The organism is Viridibacillus arvi (genome assembly GCF_001274945.1).
In the GTDB taxonomy this organism is placed as follows: domain Bacteria; phylum Bacillota; class Bacilli; order Bacillales_A; family Planococcaceae; genus Viridibacillus; species Viridibacillus arvi.
This window is the reverse complement of sequence record NZ_LILB01000001.1, coordinates 1-13,182: the sequence shown is the minus strand read 5'-3', so window position 1 is coordinate 13,182 and position 13,182 is coordinate 1. Positions and strand designations below refer to the sequence as shown.

Sequence of the window (13,182 nt, the reverse complement as noted above, 5' to 3'; positions counted from 1 at the left end):
AACCAACCAATTGGATGTTTTCCTTTAGTTGTAACATAGGTAAAGTTGTAATGGAAGGGAGTTTTTTGATATGGAAGCTATATTACATGGATTTTTACTAGCATTTGGACTTATTTTACCTTTAGGTGTACAAAACGTTTTTATTTTCTCGCAAGGTGCTTCGCAACCAAATTTATTGAAGGCACTTCCAGCAACTATTGCTGCTTCACTTTGTGATACTTTGCTTATTGTACTTGCGGTGTTTGGCTTATCTGCCATCGTATTGCAATTTGAATGGTTACGCTTAGGGTTAATGAGTGTTGGAATCATTTTTTTATTTTATATGGGGTATTCAATTTGGACTTCTAAACCGGCATCAGTTGAGACAGGAAAAAGCTTACCGATGAAGAAACAAATCATCTTTGCATTATCTGTGTCGCTGTTAAATCCACATGCTATTTTAGATACAGTAGGTGTAATTGGAACAAGTGCTTTACGATACACTGGCATGGAACAAATTATCTTTACGGTTACTTGTATTGCAGTGTCATGGTGTTGGTTTTTCGGTCTTACATTAGCAGGTGCAACGATGAAAAAACTTGATAGCTCAGGTACACTAATGAATCTTTTCAATAAATGCTCAAGTATCTTTATATGGTGTACCGCATTATTCTTATTCAAAGGATTATTTTTTAATTGATTGAACTCTAAAATTTTACTGAATTATTGATTAATTCCTCTATCACCTATAAACTAGAAGAACACTAGAGTGGTTAAATAACCCTATTTAAAAATAAGAAGCTTTGTATATTGTTAAATCCGAAGAATATCTTATATAGTCGAAGTGTATTGAAAGAAGACTGCGAAAAAAATATGAATTCGCAACTAAACATGTGAATTAATTTCTATTTATTGAAAGGCGGACTTGTATTGGCTATTGAAGATAACGATTCCAAAGCATTAAAAACCCAAGCTTCGTGGTTACAAAGTTATATTGATTCTCCAGAAAAACAGCGAAAATTGTATAAGAGAACATTATTCATTATTGTTATGTCACAAATATTTGGTGGTGCTGGTTTAGCTGCGGGAGTAACTGTTGGAGCACTTTTAGTTCAAGATATGCTGGGGACAGATAGTTTTGCAGGATTGCCTGTAGCATTCCTAACTTTAGGTTCAGCAAGTGCAGCTCTAATTGTAGGTCGCTTAACTCAACGGTTTGGACGCCGTATGGGTCTCACAACTGGCTTTTTAGCTGGAGGCGTTGGGGCATTAGGGGTAATACTAGCTGCTACTACAAATAACATCATTCTGCTCTTTGCTTCATTACTTATTTATGGTGCAGGCACAGCGACTAACTTACAAGCACGCTATGCAGGTACAGATTTAGCAAATTCTTCTCAACGAGCAACTGCGGTCAGTATAGCCATGGTGTCAACAACATTAGGTGCGGTTGCTGGACCAAATTTAGTAGGCGTAATGGGAGGTGTGGCCATCTCCTTAGGTATTCCACCATTAGCTGGCCCATTTATACTTGGTGCAGCGGCCTTTATACTAGCAGGCTTAGTACTACTGATTTTTCTTCGTCCAGATCCTTTCATCGTAGCAAAAGCAATTGCAGAAGCTAAAGAAACTAATATTAGTAATAATTTAAATACAGATTCTACGGTTCAAGCAGCGAATAAGCGAGGCATAATAGTTGGAGCTACAATAATGGTTTTAACACAAGTAGTCATGGTAGCAATAATGACTATGACTCCAGTACATATGGGGCACCATGGTCACGGGTTAAATGCAATAGGTTTGGTAATTGGCTTTCATATTGGATCTATGTATCTCCCCTCTCTCATAACGGGTATACTAGTAGATAAAATGGGACGTATCACGATGGCCATTGCTGCTGCTATCACACTGCTAGCATCTGGTGCAGTAGCAGCTCTTGCACCTGGAGATTCGTTGCCGTTCCTAATCCTTGCGCTAGTTTTGCTTGGAATGGGTTGGAACTTCGGCTTTATTAGTGGGACAGCACTTATTGTAGATGCAACTACTATTACTACTCGTGCAAAAACACAAGGGACAGTAGATGTTTTAATTGCCTTATCTGGAGCATCTGCCGGAGTAATGTCAGGTATCGTCGTAGCAAGTTCTAGTTATGCTACACTTTCCTTTGTAGGAAGTACTCTCTCTCTTTTACTGATTCCAGTAGTAGTGTGGTCTCGTAATAAATCGAAAAAACAAGTACTAATAAATTCTGAAGAGTAGATATTTCATTTAGTTAATAAATATGGATAATTTCGAGAAAAAGCTCCTTGCTAAAAAAAATTGCAAGGAGCTTTTGGCTATTGTGGCATTATTTTAAACACAGGTAGGAACTCTAATATTCTAAACATTTTTATTTCTAACCTTAGTATTTCTTGCAAGTACAAGCATTTTAACCCAAAGTAATATCCCTACAAATAACGCTAATACTAAGACACCAAACGTAATACCATTGAAAAAAATCGCGTTTGTATATATGTTGATCACTGATCCGTATTCTCCTTTAAATGGATGGTACGGTGTATTTTCTAGTGGCTTTAAAGCATTATTCATAAAAGTTTCACCGAAAATTAATCCGACGATTAACAAGCTTAAACCAGCGAGTAAATATTTATTTACCATTGATAACGATTTAAGAGCAAAGTCCTTATACACTATAGCAACCCATGTGCAAAGAAAAATCAAGAGCAATGGAAGAAAAAAAGGGTAGACTAAAATAGCAGGATTTCCATTACCAGACATACCTCCCCTATTATTTTCCAATGTTAATATATCTAATATTATTAAACTAAGTATATTTAAAAACAATGATGCGATTATTATAAGAAACTTGATTCCTCCTATTCTTCTCTCCATGTTATGAATTACAAAAAAGATAAATACGACCAAAAGTACTATATATAAGTAAGGTAACATCATAGATTCCTACTTTCTCGATACTTCAAGAAATTCGTTTCGTTTGAATTTTGCATTATACAAAAAGAGCTCAATTAGAATGAATTGGCTCTTTTGTTTTCTGTTGTATGCTCCTTAGAAACAGGATATATGATTTAAATTAGAAGTTCACTTTAAAAGGAGCCCTCGACACCACTATATCTCTTTATTATCTAATCTTTTCGCAATAGTTCTCAAAATTTCATTTTTTTCTTTTTGTAATTTCACCATGTTCACTGCAAACCAAATAATAAATACAATTGGTAATATGTAAAATAACAAAACCGGTAGAATCGCTAAAATCTCCATTTATTCACCCCTTTATCAAGTTTCTCTATGTATAATATTTCCTCTAACTAGTATACAGGAGACACTTCCTTTTATGACTAATAAATTCGTTATGCACTCAAAATTGAGCTCGGCACCCATATTCCCACAAAAAAATGCCTCACAAGTACAATAAACGTGAGACATTTCTAATTTAGCTTATTTTGTTTTCTTATATTCCTTCTCTGTTCCATCTGCGAATTTGACTTCAAGTTCAAACGAAGTATAGTTTTTGTCTATGCCAAAGACAGAAATTACATGATCGATTACTTCATCATTTGCTGTAGATGCATCAAATTTAAGCTTCTTAAACATAGGCTCTAACTTAGCCAAAGCTTCGTCGCCTCTAAGCTTTATATTATTGCGGTCATCATCTAGCTCAACTTCCACACCTGTAGTTTCATATTCGTAATCAACTTCATAAGATTCTGTCGGTGAATAATCAACATCTAACGAAAACTCAGCAAAATTATAAGGTAAATTTTGAGTTGTCCCTGCTTGTCCATTGTTATTCATATCTTTGTTAGTGTCCGTGTTTGTATTTGTATCGGTATTCGTGTCGGTATTCGTATTAGTATCCGTTTCTTCTTGTTTAACAGTTGTATTACCCGTTTCATCTGTTGCCTTGTTAGAACTACAACCATACAACATCCCAAATAAAAGTGGTACTCCTAATGCCATTTTCAAGTGTTTCATTTATATCTTCCTTTCTGTATTTAACTTCTCGCTTTTTAATATTCCCCATAATTTAAAAAATAAACTTTTTAAATTACTTGTCATAAATAATTTAGTTTAAGGAAATCTTCATTCGCAATGGTGGCGACATTCACCTTCTTCGTGATTAACTCGGTCATAATGATATTACAAATATGGCCAATGCAGATAGTCAAAAAATATTAACTAATATGGATCAACGTCGTAAAAACGTTGACTTTTAATTATATAATGAAAATTAAAAAACCATCTTGATAAATAACTTATCAAAATGGTTTTTTCTTGTTTCTAAAATATGAATTAGTTTTTGGTAACCTGCTAAAGAATCTTTTTCCTATTAACTACAACAACATTATTAAACTAACCTGCCTCGTTAGTTCAAAAAAATGCTCCACTCCTTATTGAAGTAAAGCACCCGTTAGTTGAATAAGGATCCGTATTATCCAATCACAAATCAGAAAACTTTCCACCTGTAAATATTTCAAATAAATCAGTAGAATCTTCCTCGTTTAATTGAACATACTGATCATCCCCCCTTACAACCTCTACTTTATCTTTATTTGGACTTACCCAAATTTCATATAACACTGTTTTAGCCTGTATTTTAGGATTTTTAAATTGAAACCAAAACTTGTAATCAGCAAGACGTTCCATATCTACTTTGACGTTTTTCCATTCATCCCTATCTAATATAATATCTTTCACCCTTTGAACTTGTTTATTATCAGTAATTTCTTTGAAGTCTTCATATTTATTTTCATCACCAATACTTTTTTGAACTTTTATATATTCTCCTAAGTCTTCTTTTCCATTAGAACACCCAGTAATAACAAGTAAAATCATTGCCAATGAAACAAATAAGGTCTTTGTAAATTTCATATGAACTCCCCTTTGATTTACTAAGTCAAACTTCGTTAAAAAATTCTATTTAATGCTTCAACAGTATATTCTGACTAAAGAGTTAGCGGTATGAATTTAAGGTGTTGATACGTGAGATGATTCTTCGACACGTGAGGTAACAAATTTCTTGTTCAACTATACTGCTACGTTAGTTCAATAAGAAAAGGCTCTACTTCTTATTGAACTAAAGCACCTCTTCTACTAAAGCACCCGTTAGTTGAAGTACAATTTTTCACAATCTTATAAAACGACTGTACTTTTATGGCAATATGTCCCCTAAAGAATTTCACCGATATTATTTATTTTCTCAATATTTCTTCTCTAATTGTTACGTTTCTGTTTTTGAAGCAATATGATGAATATTTACAATTGCTTGTACATCTCTTTTACTCTGAGTATAAAACTATCGAACGCTTCTTCCGCCTCAACTCGACGTCGTACTGTACAAATTACAGGATATGTAGGACAAAGTTGTAACAACCTCTCCTGTTCCATTTCAATAGGTAAATCACCATCTACCTCTACATCCCAAAATCCTTGCGTATTCTTATATGCAACTGCTTGAAAATCACTTCCCCAATCCCTGTTAAAAGTGATATGCCAATGTCGGCCAGGTAAATGCTCCTCAATTTCCCTCGCATAATTGCTATAAGATGTTTTAATAAAAACAAGTTCCGTCTCTTCCGTCACAAGATTAGTAGGAATGGGTGCCTGATTTGGTAAATCTTCATTATCATATAGAGCACCTGCTAACAAATAAGCTAAAGCCTTCTTTGCATTTTGAATGGCTTCCTTTTTCGATGGGCCCGAGACTAAGTAATCCTCCCACCCGTAATCTGGAAGTAATGTTGGGAAATAAATGCCGAAACTTCCTTCTTCTTGCTTAATAAATGCTGGATAAACTACATTCTCAAATGCCATATGAACTACACCTACCCTTTATATATTGGTGAAACTTCAATATTCTAATGTAATCTTGTTCAACTAAACTGCCCCGTTAGTTTAAGTACATCGCTTCACAATCTTTATAGTGATATTAACATAAATATCCAATAAAAAATCATCTCACCTCTAATTAATCTATAGAGGCGCGATGATTTTAATCAAACTTTATTATAAATAATCAGGTGGAATAATTTTTGATGTTTCATCTAAGATTACATCTATGATTTTAATTGTAGATGTAATCGGTAAGTACATGATTCTCCTTTTCTAGCCCTGTCTATAAAGCATTCTCTCCTTTAAGTCGCCTAAAGTTATAAGGAAATATAGAGTTCTTTCGAATCTTACAACAACTGTAAGAATAATTTTCCGATTTTTTGTAGTAAGGTATTCCTATGAATAAAAACGGGAGGCTAAACAGATGAATGCTTCGAATAAATTACTCGAAGTGAAGGAAGTACGTAAAGTTTTTGGTGAGGGACAAAATGAAACAATGGCATTAAAAGGCGTAACTTTTGATGTTTTACCAGGCGAGTTTCTTGGCATTATGGGTGCTAGTGGTTCAGGTAAGACTACGCTACTAAATGTAATCGCCACAATGATGAAGCCTACATCAGGAAAAATATTTCTAGACGGGCAAAATATTTCGTCCTTCAAAGGATCCCAACTCGCTGCATATAGAGGCGATCAAATAGGGTATTTATTTCAGCAATTTGAACTAATTGATAATCTAACGGCGAAGGAAAATATCATGCTGCCGTTAGCGATTCATGGGATTAATTTAAAGGAGCAGGAACAAGCGTTGCTGCAATTATCGAAACTATTTGGTATAGAAGAACTGTTGAATAAATTTCCGTCACAATTGTCTGGCGGTCAAAAGCAACGGGTTGCAGCAGCGAGAGCGCTTATTTCAAATCCTTGCATTGTGTTAGCGGATGAGCCGACTGGTGCGTTAGATACGAAAAACGCCAAGATTTTAATGGAGAAGCTATCTGAACATAATCAACAACAGGAGTCTACTATTTTAATGGTGACCCATGATGCGAATGCGGCTAGCTATTGCTCAAGAATTTTGTTTATCCAGGACGGTATCATTTTCCATGAACTGCGTAGAAATGTACCGGGCGAATCGCAGGAGGCGTTTTATGCGCGAATCGTTATGGTGATGGCGCAGCTTGCTGGAGGTAGTAGTAATGTTCTTTGAATTTGTGAAACACAATAGTCGCAAAACGCGGAAGGAAAACGGTGTGTATTTCGCATCGCTCATCGTATCAATTGTGGCGTTTTATGTGATCTTGTCGTTAGGTGAGCAAGATGTGATGCTGTATTTGAAGACGATTGAAAGTGATGCGGTAGAGCGATTGTTGTTATTAATTCCAGTGCTTTATGAAGTTTCATTAGTGTTCGTGTTTTTCCTCGTGTATTTTGCGAATCGCTACCAGCTGCAGCAACGCAGTCATGAGTTTGGCTTGTACTTAATGATGGGGATGAAGCAAAGTAAGCTGTTTCTCATGATCATGGGTGAAACGATTTGGAATGGCATTGTGGCCCTGTGTATTGGTCTGCCGATTTCATTGTTTTTAACAGAGCTTATTAATTTAACGACATCACGTTTAGTTGGCATGGGGATTATAGGCCATGCATTCCGTATTTCATGGACAGGCATTAGCTTGACGATATGTGGCTTCTTCCTTGTGCAACTACTAGCCATGCTTATTTTAAGCTTTACGATGAGCCGCAAAGAGCCAATTGAATTACTTCATGAGGAAAAGGAAAAATCGCAAAGTACAATGACGACTAAATGGGGCGCCGTGAGCTTACTGTCTGGAGTGGCTTTATTATTCGGGACGATTTTTTTATGCATCGCTTACGGCATGTCAATTTTATATTTACGAAATTTTGATTATCGCGTATTTGCGCTGATTTTGCTTGTTGGTGTGTGTGGGACATTTATTTTATTCCGTGGCTTAGGAAGTTTGATTGGTGTTTATGTGAAGCGAAAAGGCAGCTCTTCAACAGGTTTGTCGATGTTTACGGCGAGACAGCTACAGGAAAATGTATTGCATCAATGGAGTTCACTAGCAATATCATCATTACTAATTTTAATGGCGATGGTTTGCTTCGCGTTTGGTACGTCGACAGCGTTAACGAATAGCGCTGTATCTAATCGAACGGTTGATTATACGTTTAATGGTAATGAAGATGAAATTAAGCCTTTGATTAAATCCGATGAGCTAGCACCTTACGTTGATAGTTATTATGGGATGGCGTTAAATAATTTCTACCCACCTGAAGATGAGCCAGTATTAAATTATCATTTTGCATGGATGGGCTTAATAGAAACCGTATCGAGTCAAGATGATTCAGAGCCAAAAGAGATCTTATTAAACAATTTATCGCTGCAGAATACGCCGTATTTTATTTCATTATCGAGCTATAATGCGATGCTTGAGGCAGCTGGAAAGAAGCCGATTCAGTTAGCTGATAATGAGGTGGCCATGTATACAAGTGACGATACAGGCGCTAGTTATGATATATTAAAAGATATATTGAAAAAGTGTCCGACTGTAGAAATAGCTGAAAATGAATACACATTATTGCCGACGTTATATTCGGATCAGATTGTGGCGGATAGAGCCATTACGTTAATGTATTCATTAATTGTGCCGGATTCATTATTCGAGCAATATTTTGTCGCTGATGAAACTTGGCTTTGGAATATGACGTTAAAAGACGAGTTCATTGAAGAAAAAGGGCTTATGCAGGCGATGCTTGAAGTCGATCAAGTGCTTAATTCGACAGACTTGCAGTATGAGAGCTATCTTGGAAGTATGGGCAGACAGCTATTTTACACGGTAGCAGGCAGTTATACAACGTTTTATTTAGGTGTGATGTTTTTAATTATCGCCAATACGGTGCTAGGCTTAAACTTTTTAATGCAGCAAAGAAATACGCATAGTCGCTATCAAACGTTAGCGATGCTCGGTGCAGATGTGGAATCAATTTGTATATCAGCACGCAAGCAAATTTGGCTATACTTCATCTTAGCTATTTCGGTTGCATTTGTTAGTGGAATTTTTGGTATTTGGTCTTTATTAACTGCCATGCCTACAACTGTTTTCAGTCTTAAAAATGGTATCGTCATTGGTTTAGTGGTGCTATTATTTATTTTAAATGAAGTTGGCTATATTCGAATGATACAACGAAAAAGTGATGTAGAAATTCGAAAGTTAAAAGAAATTGAGTAGAGGTGATGGCATGGCGAATATTGTCATTGTAGAGGATGACATTTTCCTACGCGAAGAATTACAAAATATTTTAGAAAAGGAGGGGTACTCTGTAGTGAGTATCTCTTCTTTTGATACACCTATTGAAGAAATCATCGCTGCCAAGCCCGGATTAGTCTTGTTAGATTTAAATTTACCTAACTTATCGGGTTTTCAAATTTGTCATACTTTAAAAATGAAAGGAATTGGTCCGATTCTAATTTTAACTGCTCGTAATCAGATACGAGATGAGTTGCATGCATTAGAGTTAGGAGCCGATGACTTTTTAACAAAGCCCTGTCATCCGAAACGACTCATTGCAAGAGTACAAAAGCTACAACAGCTATATGCCAAAATGCCGATGTTTTTAAATTGGAGAAATTTCCAATTAGATTTGAAGTCGAATGAATTATATATTGGTCATAATTCACTTTCATTATCTGAAAATGAAGGCGCAATTATGAAGCTTTTAATACAACATGCACCGGCAGTTGTGGAAAAGGAGCAGCTTTTCTATGAATTGTGGGGAAGTAGTGAATTTGTGGACGAAAATATACTACAAGTAAACATGACTAGACTTCGTAAAACATTGTATAAAGTAGGTATGTCACATCATATTAAAACGGTCAGAGGCGTTGGCTATCAATTAATAAGGAGTGAAACCCCTTGAGGCGATTAGATTGGCTCCATATTTTACAGCAATCGCGTCAGTGGATTTTACTCTTATGTGTAAATAGCGGTTTTTTTATTTTTTTAGCGTGGGTTGCGTATCCAGAGACCTTTAAACTTTTAGTTTTGAAGATGCTCATTTTTACTTTTGTAACCATTTTGATTGGTGTGCTTTTTACATGGAAAAAACAACGAAAGCAAAGAAACACGTTTTATCAATTTTCAAAAGAGCCTTCCGCTGAGCATGAGGCTAAGTTGCTACAAGTTTTAGGTGACACACATAAGGAACCACTGCATGATTTGGCTAATCAATTACGTCATCTATATGATGAATTACAAGATGCAAAGTACCAGTCAAAAGAATATGAAACCTTTATCGAAAGCTGGGTGCATGAAATTAAAACACCACTATCGTTACTTCATTTTATATTACAAAATAGGAAAGACGAAATGTCCCCGCTGGTTTATCAACGGCTAGATCATGCAAACATAACGATTCATGATCACGTAGAACGCATATTATTTTATGCAAAGCTACAAGCTGTGCATGTTGACTATAGCTTGAAAAAGGTCTCTATTGAGGAATGCTTTGAAGATGTATTACTAGAGCTACAATCGTTATTGGAAGAGCAGCATGTAAGTGTACATACGGAGATAAAGGATATACCCGTTGTATCTGATGAAAGAGCGCTTCATTTTATTTTGATCCAGTTGCTTGTAAATGCAATTAAATATCGAAATGTAGATAGTGAGAGTGAAAGTTTGATTTGGCTAGAAACAGGTTTTGAACATGCCAAAGACAGATATTACGTTAAAGTAGCTGATAATGGAGTAGGCGTCTTGCAATCAGATTTGCCATTTATATTTGATAAAGGATTTACAGGAGAAATTAGCAATCAAAAGCAATCTACAGGGATTGGATTGTTTTTAGTGAAAAAATTATGTGACGATTTGCAAGTTGAAATTGAGGTTGAGTCAAAATATAAGCGTGGTTTTACAATTCAACTGCTGTTTCCGAAGGTTAATAAATTTTTCTGAAATCTATTGGATGTAAAAGCAATGTCACCAAACTCTCGTTTAGGAATCTCTTACAGAAGAATGTTATTTAATAATTTGTCCCTATAACAGAAAGACACGCACTTTTACATGGGTGTCTTAAATCACTAAAAGTTTAATTTCAAAAGTATTTACTGTAATAATCCTATCTTAGTTTTCCGCTTAGCTGAGCATATATCTTTGTAGGCTCACACTTTTCATGCCCAAGTAAACTTTGAATGACATCAATTGGCGCACCGTTATTAATCATATGCGTTGCATAGCTATGGCGTAGTTGATGGGGATGTATACTCTTTTTTATTCCAGCTCGGTTTGATATGCGTTTGATAATATATCTAAGATTATGACATGGTGTGGGAAATACTACAACGAGTACCAATGCTGCAGCTCAATATGTTGTTATAGATGCAAACAAGTTCTCATTAATGCCTTCTCAAATATCTCCTACAGAAGCTGCTGCATTTTCGTGTGCAGGAACCACCGCTCTAGTTACTTTAGTAGATAAAGGGAAATTAAAAGCTAGTGATCGAGTCCTTATACGCGGAGCAGGTGGTGTCGGTATTTTTGCTGTACAGATTGCAAAAGCACTTGGAGCCCATGTTACTGTACTCGGTTCAAAAGCCACAATGAACGAATAAATGAACTATGGTGCAGATAAAGTATTCGACTATCGCAAAACATCACCTGAAGAACTCGAATTGTTTGACATCATCTTTGATACCGTAGGAACCGAGCAGGATGCTTTTAGAAAGAAGCTTAAACCAGATGGAAAATTGCTCACAATTGCAATTAGTGTTTCAAAACTAATCAGCGTTGCTCTTTCTACACGGCACGGACAGCATCGAACTCGCTTGGTAATTGCGTTTCCCAATCGTAAAAACCTTACACACCTTGCACAGTTGGTCGATAATGGTGATATAGTTCCTGTCATCAATTCAATCTATCCAATGGAGCGAATTGTTGAAGCTCATCGACATGCTGAAAATCGTGGTATCTTAGGGAAAATTATTATTACTATACCTTAATCATGAACAAAGCGATGTCAAAGAAAGAGCCATCCTGCAAAGGATGGCATGTTTATTTTAGATATAAAATGATTAATTTAACTTTAGTTGTAACGCCCACTTCGTTAATTGAAAAAATGCAGCCAAAGCGTCGTTTTGGGGATATTTCTTTGTTTACCATTGAGAATCGGTATAAATCTGGCTAGACCCCTTATTCAACAATTTGGCCCGATTGTTGAACACAAGTTAAACAACACTCTTCAACTAACCTGCCCCGTTAGTTCAATAAGAAAAAGTCTCTACTCCTTATTGAAGTAAAGACGCCTATAGTTGAAGAACATTAATTCATAGATCTTGCAATTTCTAACATTTTTTCTTTCGGTAATCTTGAACTATTCATTTCTACATACGTTCCATCTTGTGTCCATCTAAGTAAACCACCAGTAATGGTGTCTCCCTTATTATCCACTTCTCCATTTTCTGTCCAATCCTGGAAATAACCCTTATTTCCGTTTATATCAACTTGCTGAGAATACGGAAAATCTTCCTCGGATAATGGATGTGCTATTCTCAAATGAATCGCAACCATCAGCTTTGTATCCTTACTATTGATATAATGTAGCATTATCCAAGGAGATGTTTTTGTATCTAATGTCCAATCATCTGGAATTTTTTTAGGAGTTAAAATAGTAAAGTCAACTTTTTTCTTTATTTCTGGAATAGTAATGCTATTGTGATTATACTTAATTTCTTTAGCTACTATTATCATTGGATAACTAATTAAAAGTATTAAGGCAATGAATAAACGAACTGGAACTACCAATTTACTACCTCGATTCTAATTAATTTTAATGAAAAATAGTATATCCGAACTGGCATTTATTATTAAAATAACCTGCCCCGTTAGTTCAATAAAGAAAAAAAAGAGCTGCTTATGCAACTCAATGGTCTTCAAGTAAAGCACCCGTTAGCTTAAGTACATTTCTTCACAATTGAATCGAATGAAGACATATATTAGATATATTATTTGAATTACACATCAGATTTTATGCAACTATTTCAAAATAGGCATAGAAATTTGGACTACCTACTGAGCAAAAAAATTGTTCATTAACCATTACACCTTCTTCTTCTTCAACCAAAAAAAGTGTGCCTTCTTTAACATCTAATTTATTCGCCCTAAAATCTCTTTTTGCTTTTACAAACATTTTTTCTCACCTTTCTTTAATGAATAATTTGGTTCAAATAAGCATTATTCGTTTTTCTTCTTCAACTAAACTGCCCCGTTAGTTCAATAAAGAAAAAAGAGCCATACATTTTGAAATTATTAGTACCATCATATTACCTCCTTTAAT

The 13,182-nt window shown here is 35.4% G+C and carries 16 protein-coding genes; 8 read left to right on the top strand and 8 right to left on the bottom strand.

Annotation, left to right across the window (positions count from 1 at the left end):
• Positions 1–70: 70 nt before the first annotated feature.
• Entirely contained in the window at positions 71–679 is a 609-nt protein-coding gene (locus AMD00_RS00065) for a LysE/ArgO family amino acid transporter (RefSeq protein ID WP_053415077.1), read from the top strand.
• Positions 680–909: 230 nt separating this feature from the next.
• Positions 910–2,238, top strand: a complete 1,329-nt coding sequence (locus tag AMD00_RS00060; protein WP_053415076.1) for an MFS transporter — start codon at positions 910–912, stop codon at positions 2,236–2,238.
• A gap of 120 nt (positions 2,239–2,358) precedes the next feature.
• Here AMD00_RS00060 and AMD00_RS23645 read toward each other — a convergent pair whose 3' ends face one another.
• From AMD00_RS23645 to AMD00_RS00040, 5 genes are all read right to left on the bottom strand, one after another.
• Positions 2,359–2,637, bottom strand: a complete 279-nt coding sequence (locus tag AMD00_RS23645) for a hypothetical protein (protein ID WP_211258592.1) — start codon at positions 2,635–2,637, stop codon at positions 2,359–2,361.
• 468 nt (positions 2,638–3,105) lie between these two features.
• Positions 3,106–3,258 carry a hypothetical protein gene (locus AMD00_RS23350; protein ID WP_169786281.1) on the bottom strand — a complete coding sequence of 51 codons (153 nt, stop codon included), beginning with the start codon at positions 3,256–3,258 and terminating at the stop codon, positions 3,106–3,108.
• Between the two features lie 177 nt (positions 3,259–3,435).
• Positions 3,436–3,972, bottom strand: coding sequence for a YusW family protein (locus AMD00_RS00050; RefSeq protein WP_053415074.1), 537 nt, complete (start codon positions 3,970–3,972; stop codon positions 3,436–3,438).
• Positions 3,973–4,437: 465 nt separating this feature from the next.
• Positions 4,438–4,869, bottom strand: a complete 432-nt coding sequence (locus AMD00_RS00045; RefSeq protein WP_053415073.1) for a hypothetical protein — start codon at positions 4,867–4,869, stop codon at positions 4,438–4,440.
• Positions 4,870–5,253: 384 nt separating this feature from the next.
• Entirely contained in the window at positions 5,254–5,811 is a 558-nt protein-coding gene (locus AMD00_RS00040; RefSeq protein WP_053415072.1) for a hypothetical protein, read from the bottom strand.
• Positions 5,812–6,253: 442 nt separating this feature from the next.
• Here AMD00_RS00040 and AMD00_RS00035 point away from each other — a divergent pair, with 442 nt between their 5' ends.
• The 4 genes from AMD00_RS00035 to AMD00_RS00020 are packed head-to-tail and all read left to right on the top strand — an operon-like array spanning position 6,254 to position 10,805.
• Entirely contained in the window at positions 6,254–7,036 is a 783-nt protein-coding gene (locus AMD00_RS00035) for an ABC transporter ATP-binding protein (RefSeq protein WP_053415071.1), read from the top strand.
• On the top strand, positions 7,026–9,080 hold the full coding sequence (locus AMD00_RS00030) for an ABC transporter permease (protein WP_053415070.1): 2,055 nt from the start codon (positions 7,026–7,028) through the stop codon (positions 9,078–9,080). The genes AMD00_RS00035 and AMD00_RS00030 overlap by 11 nt, the downstream gene beginning before the upstream one ends.
• A complete protein-coding gene (locus tag AMD00_RS00025; protein ID WP_245639408.1) occupies positions 9,073–9,768 on the top strand; it encodes a response regulator transcription factor in 696 nt (231 codons plus the stop codon). The genes AMD00_RS00030 and AMD00_RS00025 overlap by 8 nt, the downstream gene beginning before the upstream one ends.
• Positions 9,765–10,805, top strand: coding sequence for a sensor histidine kinase (locus AMD00_RS00020; protein ID WP_053415068.1), 1,041 nt, complete (start codon positions 9,765–9,767; stop codon positions 10,803–10,805). Before AMD00_RS00025 ends, AMD00_RS00020 begins: the two co-directional genes overlap by 4 nt.
• A 163-nt stretch (positions 10,806–10,968) precedes the next feature.
• Here AMD00_RS00020 and AMD00_RS22615 read toward each other — a convergent pair whose 3' ends face one another.
• Positions 10,969–11,202, bottom strand: a complete 234-nt coding sequence (locus AMD00_RS22615; protein WP_083446047.1) for a tyrosine-type recombinase/integrase — start codon at positions 11,200–11,202, stop codon at positions 10,969–10,971.
• On the opposite strand from AMD00_RS22615, the gene AMD00_RS00015 reads away from it, so the two are divergent.
• A complete protein-coding gene (locus AMD00_RS00015) occupies positions 11,177–11,461 on the top strand; it encodes an MDR/zinc-dependent alcohol dehydrogenase-like family protein (protein ID WP_053415067.1) in 285 nt (94 codons plus the stop codon). The genes AMD00_RS22615 and AMD00_RS00015 overlap by 26 nt on opposite strands.
• Positions 11,462–11,848: a zinc-binding dehydrogenase gene (locus AMD00_RS00010; RefSeq protein ID WP_053415066.1), complete on the top strand. Its 387-nt coding sequence runs from the start codon at positions 11,462–11,464 to the stop codon at positions 11,846–11,848.
• A 319-nt stretch (positions 11,849–12,167) separates the two neighbouring features.
• On the opposite strand, the gene AMD00_RS00005 is transcribed toward AMD00_RS00010, so the two are convergent.
• Together AMD00_RS00005 and AMD00_RS23040 are read right to left on the bottom strand one after the other, a co-directional pair.
• Entirely contained in the window at positions 12,168–12,650 is a 483-nt protein-coding gene (locus AMD00_RS00005) for a DUF4367 domain-containing protein (RefSeq protein WP_053415065.1), read from the bottom strand.
• A 223-nt stretch (positions 12,651–12,873) separates the two neighbouring features.
• Entirely contained in the window at positions 12,874–13,035 is a 162-nt protein-coding gene (locus tag AMD00_RS23040) for a hypothetical protein (protein ID WP_157059138.1), read from the bottom strand.
• Between the last annotated feature and the right edge of the window lie 147 nt (positions 13,036–13,182).

Coding starts and splice junctions, on each gene's coding strand:
- AMD00_RS00065 (WP_053415077.1), top strand. CDS start 71: ATGGAAGCTATATTACATGGATTTTTACTAGCATTTGGACTTATTTTA.
- AMD00_RS23645 (WP_211258592.1), bottom strand. CDS start 2,637: ATGGTAAATAAATATTTACTCGCTGGTTTAAGCTTGTTAATCGTCGGA.
- AMD00_RS23350 (WP_169786281.1), bottom strand. CDS start 3,258: ATGGAGATTTTAGCGATTCTACCGGTTTTGTTATTTTACATATTACCA.
- AMD00_RS00050 (WP_053415074.1), bottom strand. CDS start 3,972: ATGAAACACTTGAAAATGGCATTAGGAGTACCACTTTTATTTGGGATG.
- AMD00_RS00045 (WP_053415073.1), bottom strand. CDS start 4,869: ATGAAATTTACAAAGACCTTATTTGTTTCATTGGCAATGATTTTACTT.
- AMD00_RS00040 (WP_053415072.1), bottom strand. CDS start 5,811: ATGGCATTTGAGAATGTAGTTTATCCAGCATTTATTAAGCAAGAAGAA.
- AMD00_RS00035 (WP_053415071.1), top strand. CDS start 6,254: ATGAATGCTTCGAATAAATTACTCGAAGTGAAGGAAGTACGTAAAGTT.
- AMD00_RS00030 (WP_053415070.1), top strand. CDS start 7,026: ATGTTCTTTGAATTTGTGAAACACAATAGTCGCAAAACGCGGAAGGAA.
- AMD00_RS00010 (WP_053415066.1), top strand. CDS start 11,462: ATGAACTATGGTGCAGATAAAGTATTCGACTATCGCAAAACATCACCT.
- AMD00_RS23040 (WP_157059138.1), bottom strand. CDS start 13,035: ATGTTTGTAAAAGCAAAAAGAGATTTTAGGGCGAATAAATTAGATGTT.